Below are 24910 nucleotides of genomic sequence, written 5' to 3'. Positions count from 1 at the left end.
ATGGCTGATCTCTCTGTAAATTTTGCTGGCATTAAAGCGCCGAATCCGTTCTGGCTTGCATCGGCTCCACCGACCGACAAAGCCTATAACGTGGTGCGGGCGTTTGAAGCTGGCTGGGGCGGTGTGGTCTGGAAAACGCTGGGCGAAGATCCGCCGCCAGTCAATGTCTCTTCACGCTATTCAGCGCACTTTGGAAAAAACCGCGAAGTGATCGGCTTCAATAATATAGAGTTGATTACCGACCGCAGTCTGGAATTGAATTTGCAGGAAATCACACAAGTAAAAAAAGACTGGCCGGATCGCGCGATGATCGTGTCATTGATGTTTCCGTGTGAAGAAGAAAGCTGGAAGCGCGTACTGCCTTTGGTGGAAGCAACCGGTGCCGATGGCATAGAACTGAACTTCGGATGCCCACATGGTATGCCGGAACGCGGTATGGGTGCGGCGGTGGGGCAGGTACCCGAATATGTTGAAATGATCACACGCTGGTGCAAAAAATATTCTTCGTTACCGGTGATAGTAAAGCTGACGCCTAACATTACTGATGTACGTATTCCGGCACGCGCTGCGTTTGCTGGCGGCGCTGATGCGGTATCTTTAATTAACACCATTAATTCTATTACCTCGATAGATCTTGATCAGATGATTGCCCGTCCCATCGTCGGCACGCAAAGTACGCATGGTGGTTATTGTGGCAGTGCGGTCAAGCCGATTGCGCTCAATATGGTGGCTGAAATCGCCCGTGATCCGGCGACGAAAGGTTTGCCGATTTCCGGTATCGGTGGCGTCAGCAATTGGCGTGATGCCGCTGAGTTTCTGGCATTAGGTGCCGGATCGGTTCAGGTCTGTACCGCAGCCATGCTGCATGGCTTTCGCATCGTTAAAGAAATGCAGGATGGCTTGTCGCGCTGGATGGATGAAAAGGGCTATCAGCGTATCAGTGACTTTTCAGGTAAAGCGGTGACGAATACCACCGACTGGAAATATCTGGATATGAATTATCAGGTCATCGCGGAAATTGATCAGGATAAATGCATACAATGTGGGCGCTGTTATATCGCTTGCGAAGACACGTCGCATCAGTCGATTGCACAACTGATCAACGCAGAAGGTACGCGCCGTTACGAAGTGAAAGCAGAAGAATGTGTGGGATGTAATCTGTGTCAGATCACTTGTCCTGTAGAACAGTGCATCACCATGGTGCCACAGGTAACCGGCAAGCCTTATATGAACTGGACGCAAGACCCGCGTAATCCGCGAGCGCTCAGTAAATAATGCGCTGAGTAACAAAATAAGTTGAGAAACCGCTTGCTGAGTAAGTTGCTCAGGCAAATCCAGCACCGAAGCATTTTTCTTCTGTTTCACGCTTTGCTTGTCATCAGTCTTATGTGAGCGTATAAATCCCGCTTTGTTACGGTATGCGGTGATGTTGCCGCATACCGGGCTTGGCAGGAATTCACACCGCACTGACTGCGTAAAAAATGCATGCGGCCGATATGTGGTTTTGTGGAATGAAGTTTGCTATGCATCTGATACATCTTTTCAGATCTTTTTTTGCATCAATTTCATTCCACTTAACACTGACATTTTTTCTCGTATCAGTAGCGTTGTTAGCATGGATGTGTTTGTGCAAATCCTCAGATATTGACCTTGGAGAAAAACTATATGCAAGCGGAAAGCAATCAACTTTGGAATGAGGATTTAGCACCGACCTCAGAAGCGCAGCGCACCTGGCGTTGGTATCACTTCGCCGCGTTATGGGTAGGCATGGTGATGTGCATTCCTGCTTACACTTTGTCTGCCAGTCTGATTGAGGGCGGTATGTCCGGCTATCAGGCGGTCTGGACCGTATTTCTGGCGAACGCGATTGTGCTGGTTCCCATGCTGTTGATTGGTCACGCTGGTGCGAAATATGGTATCCCTTATGCGGTGCTGGCGCGTACCTCGTTTGGTGTGCGCGGTGCACGTCTGCCTGCACTGATGCGTGCCATTGTTGCCTGTGGCTGGTATGGCATACAAACATGGTTTGGCGGGCAGATGATCTACACTCTCGGAGGTGTTTTAATCGGACATCCGCTTGGTGGCGACAACATCACAGGCTTAGGGATTAACGCCGCTCAGCTGATTTGTTTTCTGATTTTCTGGGGCATACAGTTCTGGTACATTTTTCATGGCATGGAATCGATACGCCAGCTAGAGACATATACCGCGCCGTTAAAGATACTCATCTGTTTTGTATTGCTGGCATGGGTGTACAACAAAGCGGGCAGTTTTGGTGCCTTGCTGGATCAGCCCTCTCAATTTGTTGAAGGCGGAAAAAAAGCCGGGCAATTCTGGACGACCTTCTGGCCGTCACTGACCGCGATGATCGGTTTTTGGGCAACACTGGCGCTGAACATTCCTGATTTCACACGTTTTGCCAAATCACAAAAAGATCAGATACTTGGTCAAACCGTTGGCTTACCAGCGCCTATGGGTTTGTTGGCTTTAATGGCGGTGATCGTTACATCGGCGACCGTCGTTTTGTACGGAAAGGCGTTGTGGGACCCGGTGGATGTCGCGAGCCGCATGACAGGCGCTGCCGTGCTGATCGCGCTGGTGATTTTGCTGATCGATACCGTCTCGGTCAATCTCGCTGCGAATCTGGTCGGTCCCGCTTACGATTTTTCTGCATTGAATCCGAAGTTGATTTCGTATAAAACCGGTGGCTACATTACGGCAGGTATCGCGCTGGTGATGATGCCGTGGAAAATTCTAGAAACCACACAAGGCTATATTTTCACCTGGCTGATCGGCTACTCAGCCCTGCTTGGGCCTATCGCCGGTATTCTGATTATCGACTATTACTTCATTCGCCAGACGCAAATTAACGTACCAGCTTTATATGAGGAGCATGGTCAATACAGCTATCAGAAAGGCTGGAATATGGCGGCAGTGATCGCATTTGCGATGGGTGTTGTACCGAATATTCCAGGTTTCCTGAACGCAGCATTTCCAGCTTCTTTTCCAGAAGTTTCCGCCATGCTGAAAACAATTTATACCTATGCCTGGTTTGTCGGGCTGGCAATTTCCGGCATCGTGTATTTTGTGTTGATGCGGAATAAGCGCGCTTCTGTATGAGTGCATCAAGTAACGGCTAGGCGTGTTTGTGAAAACTGAAATCAACCGAGGTGAACCAGCGTTGACCTCTTTCATTGCAGTATTCGGAACGGAGGGGTGATGAGTATTCTGATTCGTGGTGGTACGGTAGTGAATGCAGACCGTGAATTTCAGGCAGATGTGTTGTGCGATGACGGAAAGATTCTTGCCGTAGGCGAGCAACTGGATGTCCCCGTCGGTGCTGAAATCATTGATGCCGCTGGTTTGTATGTGATGCCAGGCGGGATCGACCCGCATACGCACATGCAGTTGCCATTCATGGGAACGGTCACGCAGGATGATTTCTTTACCGGCACCGCAGCAGGGCTGGCTGGCGGCACCACCAGCATCATCGATTTCGTTATTCCTGATCCTCAGCAAAGTCTGATGGAAGCATTTCATCTCTGGCGTGGCTGGGCGGAAAAATCGGCTGCGGATTACTCGTTTCATGTCGCGGTAACCTGGTGGGATGACAGCGTGCATGCTGATATGGGCAAGCTGGTGCAGGAGCATGGCGTTAACAGCTTCAAGCATTTCATGGCGTATAAAAACGCCATCATGGCAGATGACGAAATACTCGTAAAAAGTTTCAGCCGGGCGCTGGAGCTGGGTGCCATGCCGACTGTGCATGCGGAAAATGGTGAGCTGGTTTATCTGTTACAGCAACGCTTACTGCAAGAAGGCAAAACCGGGCCAGACGCTCATCCCTTATCGCGCCCACCGATGGTGGAGGGAGAAGCAGCGCAGCGTGCCATCGCGATTGCGAATGTACTCAATACGCCGCTGTATGTCGTGCATGTGTCGTGTGCCGAATCTCTGGGTGCGATCACCCGTGCCCGCGCAAGCGGCCAGCGTGTCTTTGGCGAAGTGTTGGCCGGGCATCTGACGATTAACGATAGCGTGTATCAACACCCTGAATTCGCACAGGCAGCCGGGCATGTCATGAGCCCGCCTTTCCGCAGTAGCAGTCATCAGCAGGCACTGTGGCAGGGATTGCAGGGCGGTAATCTGCATACCACGGCAACTGATCACTGCACGTTTTGTGCTGAACAAAAAGCGGCAGGCAAAGACAATTTCACCAAAATTCCGAATGGTTGTGGCGGCATAGAAGAACGCATGATGGTACTGTGGGATGCCGGTGTGAATACGGGCCGTCTGACGCCTTCCGAATTTGTCAAAGTCACGTCAGCTAATTGCGCCCAGATTTTTAACATCTATCCGCGTAAAGGCGTGATTGCTGCCGGTGCCGATGCTGACATCGTGTTGTGGGATGCAGAAGGCAGCAAAACATTATCGGTAAAAACACAATTTTCGAAAGGCGATTTTAACGTCTTTGAAGGACGCACAGTCAAGGGTATTCCTACCCATACGATCAGCGGCGGTCAACTGGTTTTTAAAGAGGGTGATTTACGTGCCGTTGCCGGTCGTGGCAAATACGTTAAGCGCCCGCCGTTTTCAGCGATGTTCGGTGCACTCAGCAAAATGCACAACGCAATCTGAAGGAGTAAAGCATGTCTGTAGCAGACTTGAGAATTAACGGTGAGCGCTTATGGTCATCACTGATGGAACTCGCGCAGATAGGCGCGACTGCGAAAGGCGGTGTGAAACGTCTGGCGCTGACTGACCTTGATAAGCAGGGCCGCGATCTGGTTGTTTCCTGGGGGCAGCAGGCAGGCATGAGTATCACCATCGATCAGATCGGTAATGTCTTCATGCGCAGGGAAGGGCGAAATTCTGCGCTGCCGCCGGTGATGTCCGGTAGTCATATCGACACCCAGCCTACTGGCGGCAAGTTCGACGGCAACTATGGCGTGCTGGCTGCGCTTGAGGTTGTGCGTACGCTGAACGATCACCATATCGAAACCGAAGCGCCGATCGAAGTCGCGTTCTGGACCAATGAAGAAGGCTCACGCTTTGTGCCGGTGATGATGGGCTCAGGCGTCTTCTGTGGCGCATTTACGCTGGAAACCGCTTATGCAGCGAAAGATACCGAAGGAAAAACCGTCGGTGATGAACTCGAACGCATAGGCTATAAAGGTACAGAAGTACCCGGCCAGCATCCTATCGGCGCATATTTTGAAACGCATATAGAACAAGGGCCAGTGCTTGAAGATGCGGACAAAGTGATCGGTGTGGTTCCCGGTGTGCTGGGTTTATCCTGGTACGATTGCGTGGTCACCGGGATGGAAGCGCATGCAGGTCCCACGCCTATGGGCTTGCGCAAGGACGCCTTGCAAGTCGCCACCGGCATCATGCAGGAAGTGGTGAACATCGGTAATCGTTATCCGCCGTATGGTCGCGGCACTGTTGGCATGGTGCAGGTGTTTCCGAATAGCCGCAATGTGATTCCCGGTGAAGTCAAATTCAGTATTGATCTGCGCAATGTGTCTTCTGAATTACTCGATACCATGCATCAGGAAATACTGGCGTTTGTTGAAAAGACCAGCAACAACAGCGGGCTTCAGATCAGCGTTGAAAGAGTGTCTTATTATCCGCCGTGTCCGTTTCATCCTGATTGCGTGGATGCCGTGCGCAACGCCACTGCCACGCTGGGTTACAGCACGATGGATGTTGTGTCCGGTGCGGGTCATGACGCCATCTACACCGCCAGACTGGCACCTTCGGGCATGATCTTCGTTCCCTGCAAAGACGGTATCAGCCATAACGAAATCGAAGATGCAAAGCCGGAGCATCTGGCTGCCGGGTGCAACGTGTTATTGCATGCGATGCTGGCGAAGGCGCAGTGTATTTAACGCGATCTGAAGAGGTACAGAATATTTCCGTACCTCTTACTTGGCCATGCAATGCAGCTTGTCTGAATCAGAGATAGGCTTGTATATCAACCTCATCAATTTGTTCAGCCTTCATAAACATTTTCGCGTATTCCAGATAGATACCTGATTTCAGGAATAGCGTGAACAAGTCACCATCAATATGTTGGTCTTTTTTCATGAAGCTCATAATCCTGATGGCTTCGGATAAGGTCTTACCGTTTTTGTAGGGGCGGTCGGCAGCGGTCAGGGCTTCAAAGATATCGGCGATGGCCATCATGCGGGCGGGGATACTCATCTCAGCGCCGGTCAGGCGTTTCGGGTAGCCGGTGCCATCCATTTTTTCGTGATGACCGCCAGCGATTTCAGGTACTTTTGCCAGATAGCGCGGAAACGGCAATTTTCCCAGCATCATGATGGTTTGCGTCATGTGCTCATTGATTTTATAGCGCTCCTCTTCGGACAGTGTGCCGCGGGTTACGCACAGGTTATACAGCTCGCCGCGGTTATATAAATTCTCTGGCACCTTGATCTTGAAGCCCCAGGGATTATCTGCAGGAATGTGATCGCGAGCTGAGCGGGTAAAAATATGTTCAGGTTTGTCGCTGAGCAGGTATTCGCTTACTGGCAGTGCCTGTTCCGGGGTACGGTTTTTGCGTTCTTTTTCGTCGTGTGAAATGCCGATGCGGTCAGATAATGTTCTGAGCCATGTGCGTTCAGCGATCGCTTTTATACGGGCGATTTTATCTGGCGCCATGAATTCTCCACCTTCATTGCATTCGGCAATAAAGGCAAAGTCATCATCCAGTTGTCTGATTTCGGAACTAAGTTTTTCTTTCAGTTCTGCCGTATTTCCGCCATTGGCAATGGCTTGCCAGCAGGCGATCTCGGCATCGCGTTTCATTACTTCAAAGCGCATGCGTATTTCATGAATGCGGTCATACAGTGTTTCCAGTTTCGTGGCCTTATCGACGATGTACTCCGGCGTCGTTACTTTACCGCAGTCATGCAACCACGAGGCTACATGTAATTCTTCCCACTCTTCGTCATTCAGATCAAAGCTGGCATAAGGCCCGCTGGTTTCTCTGCAGGCTGCTTGTGCTAGTAATTTTGTCAGCACAGGAACGCGCTGGCAATGTCCGCCGGTGTAGGGGCTTTTGGCATCAATCGCACTGGCGATCAGTTGTATGAACGATGCCAGCAAGGCTTTCTGTTCCTGAATCAGACGTTGATTTTCTATTGCGACTGCGGCAGCGCCGGAGACAGCTTCCGCCATTGCCAGATGAGCATCGTCAATTCCGGCCGCGTCAATCACCAGTGCGATCGCGCCTGACAATGTGTTGTTGCGGTCTTTCAGAGGGATAGAAATCAGTGTCATTACATGCGACGACTCTGGTAATGCACTGAAAAAAAGTTTCAGATCACCTGCCTGTAGTTGCATAATTTGCGAACCGGAATGGCAGGCCGCAACAACCGGATGGCTGTGATCGCTCATGACGACGCTTTGTGCATCTGTTTCAATCACTTGATGATCGGCATAAATCTGAACAACATTCAGCGCATTTTTTTGCGGTTCGTACAGATACAGCAGGCCCGATTTAGCACCTGTTATTTCAGACATTTCTTTTAAAACTCTGGCCAGCAGACGATCGTAATTACTTTCTGATGCAAGGCTGCTGGCGATGTCGAGAAATGATTGTATGGTGGCTTTCATTCCTTTCATAGAATCAGCGAGATCAGCAATTTCTCTGATACGCGATTCAATTTCTATTTTGCTGTGAAAGTCGAAGTGCGCAATTTTTTTCGCTTCGTCTGATAGTTGATTCAACGGCTTTGACGCCAGACGTGAAAAATAAATTGTTACGCCGATTTCTCCGAGCAGCAGTAGCGCAAATATCACGATGTTTTGTTTGCGCATGCTTAGGATGTCTGCCAGCAGCTCCGCATGCGGACTGGCGATCAGTATGTTCAGATCCTGCCCACCCGGAATGTGCAGTCTGGTCTGATATGTTGACCAGGTTTCACCATGTACATCAATCGCTGCACTTTTAGTGTGAGCCTGTTCTGCTGGCGCCGATCCGTCAGTTTTTCGTATTTGATTCAGCACAGGCGCATCCTGATCTGCGAGCAGTGGCATGCCTTTGCTGCCATCCTTACGTACGCTGATCTGCGGCTTATAGCTGCCATAGCGCCCGTTTTTCCACGCGATTAACTGCCCTTGCTGGTCCGTCAGCGCAATCGAAGTCGAGGGCGTGACGTTGTGATTCCTGATGATGTCTTGTATCGTCGGTATTTCAATGTCGATGCCAACCACCGCTTCTTCATTCACAATTTTCTGTGAGTAGGTGATACCGATTTGTCCGGTAGTAAAGAAATAATAGGGTTCCGATACGTTTGCCCTAGTTTGATTTTCCATTGCAGACAAGTACCAGTTACGTTGACGTGGATCGAAATTTCTTAAAGGAATTTCCAGCCGTTTTATTTCTTTGAGATTGCCGTTCAGATACACAATGTATTCGACCAGATGACCATGATCATGGCTGGTGCTTTGTGCTATCCAGACGGTATCGGGCGGGGCGTTAAATACTTCTTTGCTGCCATTCGATTTTGCAAACTGACGCAACAGAAAAAAATCGCCATTGGCATAACCGACATAGGTGGAGGTTGCCGATGGCAGTTTTTCTATTGCTTTCGCCAGATAGGCGACATTCCGCAATCGTTCATTCAGGCTGTTACCGGGTAGGGGATGAATCTGCGCCAGAATTTCAGTCTGGTTTTTTACCGGCTCATAAATTTCCCGGACATCCGTGGTAATTTCTTTACCGATCAGCTCATATGCATTGTTCGCCTGCGCGAGAATGATTCTGCTCATGTGCGGAAATTGTACCGCACCCATAATCAGTGCAAAAATCAGAATGAGTCCGGTAAAAAAATAAGAAATGTAGATATAGAAATACACGTTCTTTTTCGTCGGCATGGCATGCTTTCTGAAGTTGTTTTCCAGGGCGGAATGACTTTTTGTTTGATGCAGAAACTCTCAGCAAAAAAAAGAAAAACTATTCGGTTCAGGCGTGCAGCCTTTTACGTATCAACTTGTATTCCAAGACACTGTAACGAGACGCCGGCATTTGCAGCTGTATGAAACCCGGCGTGAAAAACGCAATATTTTTTACGTGTTATTTTCATTCGGAGCAAACAAAGCTTGTTCCATCAGGTCTGCCATCGCAATACCATCCTGATTATTTTCTTCACGCAAACCCATCGCAATATTGATACGGTTTTGCGTTATTTTATTCTGACTTGCTTTCCATTTTCCCGTGATGCGGGTGATGGGGATTTCGATGCCGACGATGGCTTCCATCAGATGATGAATATAGTCTGACGGGGCATCGCTGATGTGCCACGGCATCGTCCGTTGAGCCTCAAAATGTGTGGTCAGGCTATCGAGCAGCGCGAGAAATTCCTGTTGATCTTCGACGACACGTAACTTTCCGTATGTGTGTACCACTGCATAGTTGTATGTAGGAACAACGGCGCCATTCTGTTTTTTTTCTTCATACCAACTAGGTGTGATGTAAGCGCTTGGCCCCTGAAAAATACACAGCATTTCTGACGGGTACTGCCATAGTGGATTTTGTCGCGCGACGTGTCCGCGCAGCGTGCCGAACGGTGCATCAGCACTCGGCGGGGCGATGATCAAGGGAATATGATCTGCAGTCAAGCCATCCTCAGCCTGAGTCACTATGCTTGCCAGCGGATGTTCAGCTATCAGTGCATGCAGCACTTCAATTTTTTTTTCGGAGAACGCTGCGGGTGTATACATTTTATTCGCTCACACTGGGGTAATGAGGACTTCTGCACGGATAGAGTTCGCTATATAACAGTGCTCGTGGGACAAGTGATGCAGCGCCAGAATTTGTTCCGCAGTCGGAATGGTTGGCCCGGAAAATACAGTATGCGGGCGCAGTTCTATACGGGTGATGGACATCCGTCTTTTTTCATTTTTTTTCATGATACCGGCGGCGTTATCTTCATAACTGTCAACGATAAAGCCTTGCTTGCTGGCGAAGGCGAGAAAAAACAGCATATGACAACTCGAAAGCGCGGCGACCAGTGCTTCTTCCGGATCTATGTTTTCAGCAACCGATAACGGCAGAGGAACGGATGATGGTGCTGAAGACGCAGGTACCGTCAGGCCGCCGTCAAATTTCCATTCATGACCTCGGCTATACTTATTGTCACTGAAATTTTGCTCACCGCGATTCCAAACCACTTTTGCACAATACTGTTCCATATAATTCCTTCAGGCGATCATGGATAAATTCAGCTGTACCTATTCCGACACGATTTGATGCTGCGTTGCCAAACAGCGAGATCAGTAAAACCGGTACGCTCAGTGTTGACAGACAGTTTAACGTAATGATCAGAATACTTGTAGCCGATCTGCAGCGGTATCAACACGAACCATGATGCCGCTGCGGGTATTGTTGGTTTAATGTGCCAACGTCAGAGTATTGTTTCTTCCAGACGTTGATGTTGTCGACGGTTAATCGCGTTAATGGTGGCTTGTATCGATGCTGCCTCACTGGTATCGGCCATTGCAACACCAAACTCGCGCGCGCCGTTCACTCGTATTTCCAGAATACACAGCACTTTACTTTCCGGATTCTGGCGTATTTTTTCTTCGCTGTGGCTGAATATCTGCAGTTCTATGCCTTGTGACTGAAAGGCCCGATGTAAGGTTTCATGAATGCCACGGCCTGTCGCACGGATAACTTGTGATTGTCCGTGAAACAGCAGCTCCAGCTGCAACGATAATTGCGCTGAATCGGATGGCGGTGCTCTGTGTTCCAGAAGCTGATGTGCCTGATAAGCGTAGTGCGGAAACGGTGTCAGGTATTCCTGACTGAAAATATGAAAAATTTCTGACGCCTGCATTTCTTTGCCGCTGCTGTCTGCAACGCGCTGAATGACCTGACTGAATTCGATTTGTAAGCGACGTGGCAGCCGTATGCCATATTCATGTTCAAGTAAAAATGCCATTCCGCCTTTACCTGACTGGCTGTTGACGCGGATGACAGCATCGTAATTACGCCCTATATCTTGTGGATCGATAGGTAAATACGGAACTTCCCAAAAACCTTGTGGGTCTTGCTGAGCCAGTCCTTTTTTTATGGCATCCTGATGTGAGCCTGAAAATGCGGTATGTACCAGATCGCCGGCATAAGGGTGACGCGGATGTACCGGCAATTGATTGCACTCTTCCACACACTGACGCACAGAATCGATGTCAGAAAAATTAAGTTGCGGATGTATGCCCTGGGTATATAAATTCAGTGCCAGCGTCACAAGATCGACATTGCCGGTGCGTTCACCGTTACCGAACAGGCAGCCCTCAACACGATCGGCACCGGCCATTATGGCCAGTTCGGCAGCTGCAACGGCGGTACCACGGTCATTATGCGGATGAACGCTGAGCACGGTCGCAGAGCGGTAAGTGAGATGCCTGTGCATCCATTCAATCTGATCTGCATAAATATTCGGCGTACTTGATTCAACGGTGCCCGGCAAGTTGATGATGATTTTCCGCTCAGGCGTCGCTTGCCATATTTCGCTGACGGCATCGCATATTTCTTTCGAAAAATCGAGCTCAGCCATGCTGAAGGTTTCCGGTGAATATTCAAAAATCCACTCGGTTTCCGGTTGTGCGTCGGTCAGCGTTTTGATCAGTTGTGTTCCGGCGATGGCAATTTGTTTTATTTCTTCGCGGCTTTTTGCAAAGACGATACGGCGAAATGCGGGTGCAATCGGGTTATACAAATGCACGATCGCACGTCGTGCACCTTTCAGTGACGCGATGGTTCTGTGTATCAGTTCGGGGCGAGCCTGAGTCAATACCTCTATCGTCACGTCATCAGGAATCCGCTGTTCCGTAATTAACTGACGGACGAAATCGAAATCGGTGTCCGATGCTGCGGGGAACGCCACTTCAATTTCTTTCAGACCGATGCGTGTCAGCATTTCAAAAAAGCGCAATTTGGTGGCGCTGTTCATGGGTTCTGTCAGCGCCTGATTCCCATCGCGTAAGTCGGTGCTCATCCAGATGGGTGCTGCACTGATGACGCGTTCTGGCCACTGACGTGCGGGCAAATCGATAGGAGGAAACGGGCGGTATTTGTTCGACGGTTGAGCAAGCATCTGTATCTCTCGGCTAGGTTTTGACGGCAGTCCGCCTCGCTTTCAAGCGATAGTGGTGTGGACTGTTGAACGGAATGAAGCTGGCGTTCAGAGGTTAACTGACGGCCAGCAAACAATACGCGAGGCCAGTTAACCGATCGGTAGTCGTAGTACGGATAGCAGTGCTTGCACAGCGACGGACAGCATCAGCCCGGCGTCGCTGCGACGCTGAAAACGGCTGATTAATCTGGCGCTGATGTACATGCGGATTCCTGAAGGAAGACTTCGGTGAAGTCGAAAAAACTGAAAATAAAAACGGGAGTAAAACCTGATTGAGACCACTTTTTTAGCAGAATTGCTTTGCTTATTTAGGTAGTAGCAGAGATGCCAGTGATAGCAGAGTCAGTAGCATCCAGCCCGAAAACGCGAGCAGCAGAGCGGGTCTGTGTCCGGCAGTTGTTTTCGCAGCAGTGATATGAGTGGATGTACGCATGGGTTTAATGTAAAGCCTTACGCAGATCAATGTCAAGGCTGAATTTAAAAAAAGCTCTCTTTCCTTTTAGAGAAAGAGAGCTTGGTCTGATTGTTGAAATCAGCTTTTGGTGTGATGTGAATACAGATTCACATCACTGATGCGATTACCAGATCGTGATACGTTTCTCTGGCGCTGTGTACATTTTGTCGCCTTCTTTGACGCCAAACGCAGAGTAGAAAGCTGGCAGGTTGGTCAGTGGCGCATTACCACGTACCGCCGCTGGTGAGTGTGGGTCGGTGTTGATCAGACGAATCGCTTCGGCATCACGCGCCTTACCACGCCAGACTTGTGCCCAGCCCATGAACAAACGCTGGTCGCCAGTGTAACCGTCAATCACCGGCGCCGCTTTACCGCCGAGTGAGATCTGATACGCTTTATACGCGATCGATAAACCGGAGTTATCGGCAATGTTTTCACCGAGTGTCAGCGCGCCGTTGACGTTGTAACCCGGCAGCGGGCTATACGCGTTGTATTGTGCAATCATTGCTGCGGTCAGCTTACCGAAATTCGCTTTGTCTTCTTTCGTCCACCAGTCACGCAGATTGCCATCGCCATCAGACTGGCTGCCGGAATCATCAAAGCCGTGGCTGATTTCATGCCCGATCACCGCGCCGATACCACCGTAATTCACCGCATCATCTGCTGCAGGATTGAAGAATGGCGGTTGCAGAATCGCTGCCGGGAATACGATTTCATTCTGACGTGAGTTGTAATACGCGTTCACGGTTTGCGGGCTCATGCCCCATTCTTTGCGGCTGACTGGCTGACCCAATTTGGACAATTGGCGTAAGTATTCATGTTCGCGGCCACGCATCACGTTACCGACCAGATCGTCTTTTTTGATGACCAGTTTGCTGTAATCACGCCACACATCCGGGTAGCCGATTTTCGGTGTGAATTTAGCGAGTTTGGTGAGCGCTTCTTTTTTGGTTTCAGGGCTCATCCAATCCAGCGTTTCTATGCTTTGTTTGTACGCGAGTGTCAGATTTTTCACCAGTTCTTCCATACGTGCTTTATTCTCAGGCGGGAAGTATTTGGCGACATACAGTTTGCCCAGTGCTTCCGACATGCTTTCTTCCACGCGTGCCACACCACGTTTCCAACGTGGCTGGTTGGCTGGAATGCCGCGTAATGTCACGCTGGAGAAGTTGAAATCTTCATCAACAAAGCGCTTCGATAACAGGCTGGCATACGCACTCAGCACTTTCCATTTGTAATAGGACTGCCATACGGAAACAGGTGTGTCCTGGATGATTTTTGCCATGCCACTGAGGAAACCTGGTTGACGAACGATGACATAATCCACGCGGTTACCGACGCCAGTGCCTGCGAAATACGCGGTCCAGTCGAAGCCGGGCAGCAGTTCTGCTAATTTTGCTTTTTCAATTTTGTTGTAGGTTTTGACCGGGTTCCGGTTTTCGACTTTGGTCCATTGGATTTTCGCGATTTCTGTTTCCAATGCAAGGATGCTGGCGGCCGCTTTTTCAGCGTCTTTCTGACCGCTCATTTCCAGCATTTTTTCTATGTGTTTAACGTAAGCATCGCGGAAGCCTTTGAGCTTGGCATCGTCGTCTTTCAGGTAGTAATCACGGTCTGGCAAACCCAGCCCGCCCTGGCTGACATACACCGCGTATTTGCTGGAATCACGTGCATCCTGGCCGATGCCGGATTGCACCGGCAGCGAAACGCCGAGTTTGGACAGATTAGAAATCAGTGCTGGCAAATCTTCTTTTTTGGTGAAACGGTCAATGCGGTTGAATGTCGCTTTGAGCGGCGCAATATCAAGTTTCTCAGCCTGCGCTTCGTCCATGAAACTATTGTAAAGATCGGCGATTTTTTTCTCGTTGCTGCCCGCTTTCAATTTGCTGTCTGCGGCTAATGCTTTGATGATGTCATACGAACGTTGTTCGGATAAGTCGCGCAACTGATCGAAAGAACCAAAGCGGGCGCGGTCTGCTGGAATCTCTGCATTCGCCAGCCATTTACCGGACATGAATTTGAAGAAATCATCCTGTGGCCGAACGCTGGTATCTATCCATTGCAGGTCTATGCCTGAACTGCGGGCGGCTGTGGTAGTCGTTGTCGTTGTCGTTGCCGCTGCGGTCGTGTTGGCTGGTGTCGTGGTTTGGGCAAAAGCGGCGCCGGTGCTGCCGGCAGAGATAGCTGCCAGGACGGCAAGCGAGAGCAGGGTGCGTTGCATGTGAGAGTCCCTTTAATTTTTAAATTCGGTTGAAATAGAGTTCATGAAATGTCATTCAATCGCCTGCATCAAAAGTAATGCAAGGGGAAGAATGCTGTCCAGTTTTATGAGACAAAAAAGCGGCAGATTAGTTCGTCAGAATGCGAAATAATCAGCCGCTTTTGTTATCCGGATAATGCGGTCGGTGACGCCGGTTTTAGTCTGAATACGCATTGTTGAGGCGATCTTCAGGAGGCTATTTAAGGCGATAAAAGCATGAAATATACTGGGGGGAGTATATTTAAACCTCCTTTATTTACGCGGAGATTAAGGTGTTTTTTACATATACTCCCCAAAATTACAGCAATTACGAGGATTTTTTCTGACGGTAAGACCAGAACAGCAGCAGCGCGCCGACCACTATCATCGGCAGAGAAAGCATCTGTCCGGCAGAGATCGTGAGTCCGGCGAAACTGACTTCGTAATCCGGCGTGCGGAAGTATTCTGTGCAGAAGCGGGCACAGCCATACAGGATCACAAACAGCGAACCAACTGCCAGCCGAGGCCGTGCTTTGCTGGCGAAGATCCACAAAATAATGAACAGTAAAACACCATCGACCAGTGCCTGATACAGCGGCGATGGATGCACAGGATGATCGACGCCGGGCCAGATCATCGCCCACGGTAAATCGGCGGAGGCAACGCGCCCCGGCAATTCGTGATTGATGAAGTTGCCGATGCGGCCAGCCGCATAACCAAGCGGCACGAGCGGCGCGATGAAATCGTACACATCCGCCAGATGCATTTTTGCTTTACGCGCCCACAAGGACATCGCAATCAGCACACCGAGAAAACCGCCATGAAATGACATGCCGCCTTTCCAGACTTTTAAAATTTCCAGCGGATTGTCGAGGTAGTAGGGCAGCCCGTAAAAAAGCACTTCGCCAAGACGACCGCCGAGGATCACGCCAAGCACGCCATAAAAAAGCATGTCGTCGATATGTTCGCGGGTCCAGCCTTTGGCGGCGACATGCGGCAATCTGAGGCGATAACGGCCCAGAACAATAAACTGGGCAAAGGCGACCATATACATCAGGCCATACCAATGCACGGAAAGGGGGCCAATGGCAAAAGCGACGGGATCAGGATTAGGATGAATCAGCATGTGGTTGTATGTAAAAGCTGTAAAAAGGAGGCGAGCACCGCTGACGGATTATCTTTACGCCAGACGATGCCGATCTCTACTGCAGGTGCGGCATGTTCAATCGGATGATAGACCACGCCGGGGCGCTGCAAGTTCGAGACGGATTGTGGCACAAGTGCGATACCCATGCCAGCCGAGACCAGACCGACGATGGTTTGCATCTGTATTGCCTCCTGGCCGATGACCGGCGTTTTCCCCACCGCGTGGAAATGGCCGAGTATGGCATCGTGCAATGACGGCGCGATTTTGCGGGGGAATAAGATTAATGGCAGATCCGGACAGTTTTCCATTTTGAGTGAGCTGTGACGCGGTAGTAAGTGCTCAGGTGCCGCCAGCATCAGCGGTTCGGTCAGAATTTTCTGATAGCACAAAAGCTGTTGCAGCTTTTCCGGTAAAGGCGGAATCATAAAGCCTGCATCAATTTCACTTTTTTCCAGCGCATCGAGTTGGACATCGGTCGTGGCTTCACGCAACTCTATGCTGACGTCGGGATGACTTTGCCGGAACGCTCTCAACGTCGGCGGCAGTATGCTGTAATCGGCGACAGAGACGAAGGCGAGAGACAAATGCCCTTGTGCGCCAGCGGCGGCTCTTTGTGCCAACTGACGCAGACTATTGGCCTGTTCCAGCAGCCGTCTGGCTTCCGGTAGCAAAGCAATCCCGGCGGGCGTCAGCGCGGTATGGCGGGTGGTACGGATAAACAGTGCGGTACCGAGCAAGGTTTCGAGCGACTGAATCGCCTGCGATAGCGGCGGTTGGGTCATATTCAGGCGTAGTGCGGCTTTGCCAAAATGCATTTCTTCCGCAACCGCGATGAAATAGCGAAGCTGGCGTAATTCCAGATGGCGCAGATCAGAATTGCTCATGCGTGAAGATTACCGGTTTTCTTGTCCGTAAAAAAAGCCGACCTAATGTCGGCTTTGTGTTTTCTTAAAACTGAGTGTCATCAACGACGACCGACTTTTTTATCAAACGTCCGCTTCAGGCGTTCTGCCTTCATTTTTTCGAAGTGCGCATCATCTTTGCGTTTATCCAGACCCAGCATGCGTTCGAAAAATTCAAACCACAAAAAGGCAAATATTGCGCCGCCAATGATCCACCACCAGGACATCGTGGCGAACACCGACACTTCGGCAAGTTTTAAGACCAGCAATAAGAACAGCGGGATGATCAGTAGCATAATTAGTTTCCTTTTGTCAGCAGATTAAAACGTATTGCGTGGCAGGTCAACCAGCATGTTTTCAGTCGTGTTCAAATCTCTGAAAAGCGTTAAAATGAAACGGCATTTTTAACCTGGAGAGAACAATGAAATATTCCTTAATCGTAGGTGCTGCTCTGGCAGTATTGGCATCTGGCTCGGCGCTGGCAAATGCCGATCTGGCAAAAGCGAAAAATTGTCTGGCATGTCATGCGGTTGATAATAAAGTCGTCGGTCCCGGCTACAAAGAAGTGGCAAAAAAATATGCGGGCGATAAAACTGCAGAAGCGAAACTGATACAAAAAGTCATCAAAGGTGGTACCGGTACCTGGGGCGCGATCCCTATGCCAGCGAATCCGCAAGTCACAGAAGCAGAAGCTAAAACTTTGGTTAAGTGGATTCTGGCATTGAAATAAGCAAAACAGACTGCTGAAAAATGCAGATCATCATTAATAAAAAAGCCCGGTTCATTTGAACCGGGCTTTTTTTGTCTGAACTTGAAGCTGATCTTGACGCTGATTATTTCGTCACAGCCAACAGATCACGTTTGCCGCCTTTGTATGTGTACAAAGTCAGTGTACCGTCTTTGATATCGCCTTTGTCATCAAATGCGATATCGCCAGTGACGCCTTTGTATTTGATTTTCTTCAGTACTGGCAAATATTTTGCCGGTTCTGCAGAATTAGCTTGTTTCATTGCTTCGACCATCGTCATCACAGCATCGTAAACATACGGTGCATAGATCTGCACATCGACGCCGAATTTTTTCTTGTAAGCTGCTTTCCAGTTGTCGTTCGCTACTTTTTGCGCGTCGAGAACACCACCAGCCTCAGCACAAACTACCTGACCTTCGCCGATAGCATCACCAGCGAGTTTAACCAGATCGGCGGTACAGATACCGTCGCCGCCCATGAATTTCGCATTCACGCCCAATGCTTTCATCTGACGCAGCATAGGACCGGCAACCGCATCCATACCACCGAAGAAAATCAGATCAGGTTTTTTCGCTTTGATTGTAGTCAGAATTGCGGCGAAATCATTCGATTTATCCGTTGTATGTTCCTGAACGAGGATTTCTGCGCCTTTACCTTTAGCGCCTTTGACGAATTCTTTCGCTACACCTTCGCCGTAGGCTGTTTTATCGTCAATCACTGCAATTTTTTTCGCTTTGCTGATCTGTACAGCATAACGACCCAAAGTGCCGCCTAACTGGCCGTCGTTAGCCACAACGCGGAATGCGCCTTTGAAGCCTTGGTTGGTGTATGGAACTGCTGTTGCAGATGGGGAAATTTGTGGAATACCTGCATCGTTGTAGATTTTGGATGCTGGGATTGTTGTTCCTGAATTCAGATGGCCGATGACGCCGTTGACTTTGGCATCAACCAGTTTTTGCGCAACAGTCGTGCCTTGTTTTGGATCGCCGCCGTCGTCTTCAGCCAGCAATTCGAATTTTGCTTTTTTGCCGCCTATCATCACGCCTTTTGCATTCAACTCTTCGATCGCCATTTTGGCGCCGTTTTCATTGTCTTTACCTAAGTGGGCAATAGCGCCGGAAACTGGGCCGACGTGACCAATTTTAATAACGACTTCCTGAGCTGCCGCAGAACCGGCAAATGCGAAAGCGATCGCGCCAGCCAGTGGAATCATTTTAGTTTTTAACGACATGAACATACTCCCTTGAGGATTAAAAAGTAGGGCTACAAAACTGTAATGCCAACCTATTCAGGAAACTGAATATACAAAAGGTACAACAGAAAAAAAATTTCGGAAAGCTCTTTAGCATGATTTTTTTTTATCCGAATGATTTTTCCATGCGCCAAAATCGGGCATTTTTTTAACCGGGATTGCCAGCTTTTAACTCATAGAAAGTCAGTACCGATTATTAATGTTGAAGCCTTGATAAGCAACCGCTGTCCATCTCGCGAACACTTCTTTGCAGTGCATCAAAATGTTATGTCGCAGCCTTCCCATGTTCACAAGGTTTGCCACGATAGTGCCGATGTCAGAGTGGGAAGGTTTTCTGAATGGGGACAAATGCCGGGGCGGTAAGGCGCGGGCAGAGATAACTTAGGGCGAGGCGCACAAAGTTGGTGCGACATCATGAAAATGCGAGTGAAAAATGCTTTGAAATTTTATTTGATAGCGACAATATTTTTTTAATTCTGGTGGTTTTTTACATCAGTAAGAGGCTGATTTTGTGCGGCGCACCACGTTATTGTGATCGATTTTATGCGTCACCCGAAAGTGCGTGCATTGGATATGTTGCTGGCAGGATAGGTCAGACGGCGCGCCGAATGCAGTCGTCTGACCGCAGAAAACTCGCCTGAAAGAATGGAACGAGGTGTTGCAACATTGAGATAAAAAACTATTTTGAATTCTTCACCTTGTTGATTTCCTGGGTGACAGCTCTGGTGACCAGTTCTTCCAGTGAGTTTTTCAGACCGGCGCGAATCTCTTTCGCCAAGCCCTCAACCGCTGTCTGCAATACATCGGCAAGATTGTCCCTGACTCTATGTTCGAGAACAAAATCGACGCGCGCCAGAACGTGCTTCAGTACGTCTTCTTTTAAACTTTGCTCCAGTGTTTGCCAGTGTTCTTCCGGAACGCTGACATTTGTTGCCTCGGCATCCGGCTGTACAACGGCGGTGGTGGGCAGCGGAATTGGTAATGGAGATGAGGATGTTGTTGCAGCTGTTACCGTTCCAGCCTCAGTAAGAGCCTGATCCACAGTTTCAGTAACCGGGAGGATAATTTCGGTGAGAACGGGGATGCTGGCATCAATCGAGGTATTCATATTATTTAGCGACGTTATGGCTGAGAGTGTGGCCTTGCTGTTGATAGTGGCGATAGCGTTCGCGCGCTGTCAGCGTGTCTTGCTGGTCGCCTGAGACGATTTCTATCATGCGGCCAAACAGAGGGAAATGTTCCGGCACAGCGGCACTCAGATTGACCAGCAATTCAAAATGCGGGCTTTGATCCAGACGCGTATTGCTGAGGACAATCGGCGTCATTGATGCAAGTGCGTCATCGGCCATGACATGCGGTAAAAAATCGGCTTCGCTGATGGTCCACAGTGCTTCATCCAGGTGGCGCAGAACAGTCAGATCATGATGATAGACCACGACTTTGCTATTCGCTGCGCGCGCCTTGCGTATCAGTCGGCAGGCGTAGTGAAGCTTGTCAGCGACATTACTGTGGAAATCGATACGCGTCATATCAGAAGCGGAAGTCATTTTCTGACGCAGGCTTTTTGGCCGGAACGTTGGCAGGCTTTTTCTGCTGTGCGGGCTTTTCATCAGCTGTCGTTGCCGGTGCAGCGGGTGCTGCGCTTTCTGCTGCCGGATAACGATAATCCGGCGGCAGCATGTTGCTGGCAGGATAAGCGGCGGACGTTACCGCCGCTTTCCAGTCGTCAGCGTTGTAACCACGTAATTTCTTGCTGCCGATTTGCATCACAGGAAGCTGGGTGTCGCCACTGATTTGTTTCAGCTTTTCTATGTCTTCGGATGTTTTGACAGTTTTTTCTGAAAAAGGAACACCGGCGGATTTCAACAGATTTTTGCCATCATTACAGGGCGCGCAATTGGCCGCTGTGTAAATGGTCACCGGATTTTTTGAGACAGCCTGCCCGAGTTCATAAGGGAAATTTGCGGTGCTTCCCGAGCTGGACAATTCTTTTTTCTCCAGCAATTTCTGATTCGCCTGTGGCGGTGTATCGGAATAAGTGATTTTTCCATCCGGCCCGACCGATTTATATAGCTGTGCCTGCGCTTGCACTGCCAGTAACATCAAGGACAGAAGCAGGAAATGCTTTGCTGAGGTTGTTCGTTTCAAGTTGTACTCCTTCAGGCTGACATGCCGCTATGGCGTAATAAAGCATCGATGGCGGGCTCTCTGCCACGGAAGGCTTTGAATGAATCAAGAGCCGGGCGCGAACCACCGACTTCCAGTACTTCTTTCTGAAACTTTTGTCCCGCTGTGCGTGACAGATTGCTGCCCTCGGTTTTACCGTGTTCTTCAAACGCAGCATAGGCATCGGCAGATAAGACTTCCGCCCATTTATAGCTGTAATAACCGGCAGCATAGCCGCCAGCAAAGATGTGGCTGAATGCATGCTGGAAGCGGTTGAATTCCGGCGCGGTAAACACAGAAATCTGTTCTCTGACCTGATTCAGAATATCCTGCACCGACTGCGTTCCGTGCGGATCGAACTGATCGTGCAGACGCATATCGAACAGCGAAAATTCAACCTGACGTAAAGTTTGCAAGCCAGACTGAAAATTTTTCGCCGCAATCATCTTGTCGTACAAACTGCGCGGCAGGGATTCGCCGGTGTCGGCATGAGCGGTCATGTGTTGCAGCACATCCCACTCCCAGCAGAAATTTTCCATGAACTGCGATGGTAATTCGACGGCATCCCATTCCACACCGGAAATGCCGGATACCGATAAATCATCAACTTGCGTCAGCAGATGATGCAGACCATGACCGAATTCATGGAACAGGGTGATCACTTCATCGTGGGTAAAGTAAGCTGGTTTGCGCACGCCATCCACCGTCGCAGGCTCGGTGAAATTACACACCAGATAGGCAACCGGTGTTTGTATGCCATCGGCGTTTTTGCGGCGACCACGGGCATCGTCCATCCAGGCGCCGCCGCGTTTGCCCTGACGCGCATACAGGTCGAGATAGAACTGACCGATCAGTTGGCCGTCTTTTTCTATGCGATAAAACTGCACATCAGGATGCCAGGTATCGGCTTTATCGATACGGATGGTGACGCCGAACAAGGTCTGAATCACGCGGAATAAGCCGCTGATGACTTGCGGCTCGGGGAAATACAATTTCACTTCCTGCTCAGAAAACGCATAGCGCTGTTCGCGCAGTTTTTCGGAGACATAGGTGACATCCCACGCTTCGAGCGTACTGATGCCTAATTGTTCTGCGGCGAAGCTGCGTAATTCCTGCAAGTCTTTTTCTGCATAAGGGCGCGCACGTTGCGCGAGGTCTTCGAGAAAGCGGCTGACCAGTGCCGGTGATTCTGCCATCTTGCTGACCAGAGAAACTTCGGCAAAATTCCGGTAGCCGAGTAATTCTGCTTCTTCTTTGCGTAACTGCAGCAATTCCGCGATGATTCCGGTGTTATCCCATTCTGGTTTCGCACCTAATTCGGATGCCTTGGTGGCATTCGCGCGATAAATCGTTTCACGAATCTGGCGATTATCAGCGTACTGTAATAACGGGAAATAGGATGGGAAATGCAGGGTGAACTGATAACCGGCTTTACCATTTTTTTCAGCCGTTGCTTTGGCTGCCTGAATCACATCTTCCGGCACGCCTTTAAGTTCGTTGATGTCGCTGATCAGTAAAGCATAATCATTGGTGGCATCGAGCACATTCTCGGAAAAACGCGTGGTCAGCATCGCGTGTTTTTCCTGAATTTCTGCATAGCGTTGTTTCAGTTCATCCGGCAACTCAGCGCCACCCAGACGGAAATCACGGATCGCGTTTTGTATGATAGTTTTGCGTGCCACAGGCAAGGCATCAAATCCGGCTTGTGCGCGCAAGGCTTTGTATTTGCCGAACAACGCCAGATTTTGTCCCAGCTCGGTCCAGAACTCTGTGATCGCCGGTTGATTTTCATTGTAGGCCGCCCGCAATTCCGGCGTATCGGCTACGCCATTCAGATGGCTGACGATGCCCCAGGCACGGCCCAGTTTTTCGGTGGCGTTCTCCAGTGGCTCAACAAAATTTTCCCACGTCACTTCGTCCTGACTGGCGGACAGTTGTTCGACCACGGCACGGTTTTCCGCCAGCAGGCTGGTGATGGCGGGCGTGATGTGTTCGGCGCGGATATCGGCAAAACGTGGCAGGTCGGTAAAGTCGAGTAATGGAGAACTGGTTGTCATCTTAATTTCTTTCGGCAGCTTCAATCGTGTTGACCAGTAACATGGTGATGGTCATAGGACCTACGCCACCCGGAACCGGTGTGATATAACCCGCGACTTCTTTGGTTGGCGCATAGTCAACGTCGCCACAGAGTTTGCCGTCATCGTCACGATTCATACCAACGTCAATCACAACGGCGCCTGGTTTGACCATGTCTGCGGTAACGATATTGCGTTTGCCAGTGGCGACAACAAGAATGTCGGCGTTGCGCGTATGCGCTGCCAGATCGCGGGTCTTGGAATTGCAGATGGTGACGGTGGCACCGGCTTGCAAGAGCAACATCGCCTGTGGCTTACCGACGATATTCGACGCACCGACCACGACCGCATTTGCACCGCGCACCGGGTAATCAATCGATTCCAGCATTTTCATGACGCCGTATGGTGTGCATGGACGGAACAGCGGCTGGCCTGTCATCAGCAAACCGGCGTTGCTGATATGGAAGCCGTCGACGTCTTTTTCTGCGGCGATCGCCTCGATGACTTTATTCGCGTTGATGTGCGCAGGCAAAGGCAGTTGCACCAGAATGCCGTTAATTTTCGGATCCTGATTCAGTCTTTCGATGTGGGCGAGCAAATCGGCTTCGCTGAGATCGGCGGCATATTTTTCCAGCACTGAATAGAAACCGCAGTCTTCACATGCTTTCACCTTGTTGCGGACATACACCTGCGAGGCAGGGTTTTCACCGACCAGGATGACTGCCAGACCCGGCTGTTTTCCTTGCGCTGTCAGGGCAGCAGCACGTTGCGTGACATCGGCACGAATTTGTTGGGAGAGTTCGGTTCCGCTGATAATTTGGGCAGTCATGATGGGCTTTGCAAAAGAAGATCAAGCCGCGATTATAAATTATGCGGTGGCTCACCGGATAACTATGCGGATTGAGGCAGAATGCAAACGTATGCCTGCGTGAGAAGTCTGCGTGCCGGATAGCTGAAATATCACGTATATCACGCTGAGGCTGCGCTCAGACGTGTGCCGTGAACCGGAGTTTCGACGATATTCAGAGCAGAGAACCAGATCGAGTTGTTTTTAACTGTAAATATACTCCGGGGGAGTATATTTACAGCCCCAATGATTTCAAAGACATTAGGGGGGATTTTGATAATTTATGGGGGAGTATCTGAAATATCGACAGTAGCGGACAAAGCGATGATGCCCGCAGCGAGTGTCAACAAGGCTATTTATACATGACGACGGCCAGCACCAGTCCTAATACGCACAAAGCATAGATAAAGAGTGCGGTGGTGGGGGGGGCTATCCCTGCATTTGTCGCGGAACGCTTACCGCTATCGGCGGAAGCCCGCGCTTTGCTGCCTTTTGCAGACGGCAACTTTTTCTTACCGTGCACATCCGGCATCAACTCGAGCAATGGCGCAGAGTCCAGCTTAAGCAGCTTGGCGTATGCGCGGACAAAACCGCGGACGATTGCCGGTGCCGGCAGGACGTCATAATCGTCCGCTTCAATTGCCAGTATCTGGTGACGTGTTATTTTCAGTTGCGTCGCCACCTGATCAACAGTCCAGCCAGACGCATTGCGGGCTGCGGCCAGCCTGGCGCCCGGCGAAGAGGACAGGCGTTCAGCATCAGCGTTAAATACATCAGTCGCAATGGGTTGCCCAAGCCTGGACTCAATCAGTTCCTGATAATGAAAAGATCCCGTCACTTCTGATAATAACGGCTGACCCGACCCTGCATCACTCATAGAACCCTCGCTTTTAAAAAACGATATTTTGCGCAAAAACGGCGAATAACTATAGCA

20 protein-coding genes are annotated in these 24910 nt (G+C 50.0%); 5 read left to right on the top strand and 15 right to left on the bottom strand.

All coding sequences use genetic code 11. The annotated features are described in order from the left end of the window. The 4 genes from preA (at window position 1) to H8K38_RS16600 (ending at window position 5891) form a co-directional block, all read left to right on the top strand. Window positions 1-1275 carry an NAD-dependent dihydropyrimidine dehydrogenase subunit PreA gene (gene preA, locus H8K38_RS16615; RefSeq protein WP_186885973.1) on the top strand — a complete coding sequence of 425 codons (1275 nt, stop codon included), beginning with the start codon at window positions 1-3 and terminating at the stop codon, window positions 1273-1275. Window positions 1276-1665: 390 nt separating this feature from the next. Then, entirely contained in the window at window positions 1666-3120 is a 1455-nt protein-coding gene (locus tag H8K38_RS16610; RefSeq protein ID WP_186885972.1) for an NCS1 family nucleobase:cation symporter-1, read from the top strand. Between the two features lie 99 nt (window positions 3121-3219). After that, the gene (gene hydA / locus H8K38_RS16605) at window positions 3220-4638 is read left to right on the top strand and encodes a dihydropyrimidinase (RefSeq protein WP_186885971.1); all 1419 of its coding nucleotides are present in this window, start codon (window positions 3220-3222) and stop codon (window positions 4636-4638) included. Between the two features lie 11 nt (window positions 4639-4649). Then, complete coding sequence (locus H8K38_RS16600; RefSeq protein WP_186885970.1) at window positions 4650-5891, top strand: Zn-dependent hydrolase; 1242 nt, start codon at window positions 4650-4652, stop codon at window positions 5889-5891. A gap of 67 nt (window positions 5892-5958) precedes the next feature. Here the strand turns inward: H8K38_RS16600 and H8K38_RS16595 are convergent, their stop codons facing one another. The 8 genes from H8K38_RS16595 to H8K38_RS16560 form a co-directional block, all read right to left on the bottom strand. Next, window positions 5959-8886: an HD domain-containing phosphohydrolase gene (locus H8K38_RS16595; protein WP_186885969.1), complete on the bottom strand. Its 2928-nt coding sequence runs from the start codon at window positions 8884-8886 to the stop codon at window positions 5959-5961. A gap of 192 nt (window positions 8887-9078) precedes the next feature. After that, window positions 9079-9732 (bottom strand): FMN-binding negative transcriptional regulator, encoded by a 654-nt coding sequence (locus H8K38_RS16590; RefSeq protein WP_186885968.1) that lies wholly within the window; start codon window positions 9730-9732, stop codon window positions 9079-9081. Window positions 9733-9741: 9 nt separating this feature from the next. Further along, window positions 9742-10203, bottom strand: coding sequence for an OsmC family protein (locus tag H8K38_RS16585; protein ID WP_186885967.1), 462 nt, complete (start codon window positions 10201-10203; stop codon window positions 9742-9744). Between the two features lie 212 nt (window positions 10204-10415). Further along, window positions 10416-12107, bottom strand: coding sequence for a 2-isopropylmalate synthase (leuA, locus tag H8K38_RS16580; protein ID WP_186885966.1), 1692 nt, complete (start codon window positions 12105-12107; stop codon window positions 10416-10418). Between the two features lie 617 nt (window positions 12108-12724). Beyond that, on the bottom strand, window positions 12725-14821 hold the full coding sequence (locus tag H8K38_RS16575) for a M13 family metallopeptidase (protein WP_186885965.1): 2097 nt from the start codon (window positions 14819-14821) through the stop codon (window positions 12725-12727). A 346-nt stretch (window positions 14822-15167) separates the two neighbouring features. Beyond that, window positions 15168-15965, bottom strand: coding sequence for a prolipoprotein diacylglyceryl transferase (gene lgt, locus H8K38_RS16570; protein ID WP_186885964.1), 798 nt, complete (start codon window positions 15963-15965; stop codon window positions 15168-15170). Then, on the bottom strand, window positions 15959-16870 hold the full coding sequence (locus tag H8K38_RS16565; protein WP_186885963.1) for a LysR family transcriptional regulator: 912 nt from the start codon (window positions 16868-16870) through the stop codon (window positions 15959-15961). The genes lgt and H8K38_RS16565 overlap by 7 nt, the downstream gene beginning before the upstream one ends. 80 nt (window positions 16871-16950) lie before the next feature. Continuing rightward, the gene (locus H8K38_RS16560) at window positions 16951-17184 is read right to left on the bottom strand and encodes a TIGR04438 family Trp-rich protein (RefSeq protein WP_186885962.1); all 234 of its coding nucleotides are present in this window, start codon (window positions 17182-17184) and stop codon (window positions 16951-16953) included. Window positions 17185-17309: 125 nt separating this feature from the next. Here H8K38_RS16560 and H8K38_RS16555 point away from each other — a divergent pair, with 125 nt between their 5' ends. Beyond that, on the top strand, window positions 17310-17618 hold the full coding sequence (locus H8K38_RS16555) for a c-type cytochrome (RefSeq protein WP_186885961.1): 309 nt from the start codon (window positions 17310-17312) through the stop codon (window positions 17616-17618). A gap of 103 nt (window positions 17619-17721) precedes the next feature. Here the strand turns inward: H8K38_RS16555 and H8K38_RS16550 are convergent, their stop codons facing one another. The 7 genes from H8K38_RS16550 to H8K38_RS16520 form a co-directional block, all read right to left on the bottom strand. Beyond that, complete coding sequence (locus H8K38_RS16550; protein ID WP_186885960.1) at window positions 17722-18867, bottom strand: branched-chain amino acid ABC transporter substrate-binding protein; 1146 nt, start codon at window positions 18865-18867, stop codon at window positions 17722-17724. A 700-nt stretch (window positions 18868-19567) separates the two neighbouring features. Beyond that, the gene (locus H8K38_RS16545; protein WP_186885959.1) at window positions 19568-19996 is read right to left on the bottom strand and encodes a hypothetical protein; all 429 of its coding nucleotides are present in this window, start codon (window positions 19994-19996) and stop codon (window positions 19568-19570) included. 1 nt (window position 19997) lies between these two features. Continuing rightward, complete coding sequence (locus H8K38_RS16540) at window positions 19998-20417, bottom strand: DNA polymerase III subunit chi (RefSeq protein ID WP_186886007.1); 420 nt, start codon at window positions 20415-20417, stop codon at window positions 19998-20000. A gap of 1 nt (window position 20418) precedes the next feature. Then, on the bottom strand, window positions 20419-21036 hold the full coding sequence (locus tag H8K38_RS16535; RefSeq protein WP_186885958.1) for a glutaredoxin family protein: 618 nt from the start codon (window positions 21034-21036) through the stop codon (window positions 20419-20421). Window positions 21037-21047: 11 nt separating this feature from the next. Beyond that, complete coding sequence (locus tag H8K38_RS16530; RefSeq protein ID WP_186885957.1) at window positions 21048-23111, bottom strand: M3 family metallopeptidase; 2064 nt, start codon at window positions 23109-23111, stop codon at window positions 21048-21050. A 1-nt stretch (window position 23112) separates the two neighbouring features. After that, window positions 23113-23958 carry a bifunctional methylenetetrahydrofolate dehydrogenase/methenyltetrahydrofolate cyclohydrolase FolD gene (folD, locus tag H8K38_RS16525; protein WP_186885956.1) on the bottom strand — a complete coding sequence of 282 codons (846 nt, stop codon included), beginning with the start codon at window positions 23956-23958 and terminating at the stop codon, window positions 23113-23115. A 370-nt stretch (window positions 23959-24328) separates the two neighbouring features. Then, complete coding sequence (locus H8K38_RS16520; protein WP_186885955.1) at window positions 24329-24853, bottom strand: RodZ family helix-turn-helix domain-containing protein; 525 nt, start codon at window positions 24851-24853, stop codon at window positions 24329-24331. Between the last annotated feature and the right edge of the window lie 57 nt (window positions 24854-24910).

This window comes from Undibacterium sp. FT79W (assembly GCF_014284215.1).
GTDB lineage: Bacteria > Pseudomonadota > Gammaproteobacteria > Burkholderiales > Burkholderiaceae_D > Undibacterium > Undibacterium aquatile.
This window is presented reverse-complemented; position numbering and strand designations above follow the sequence as displayed.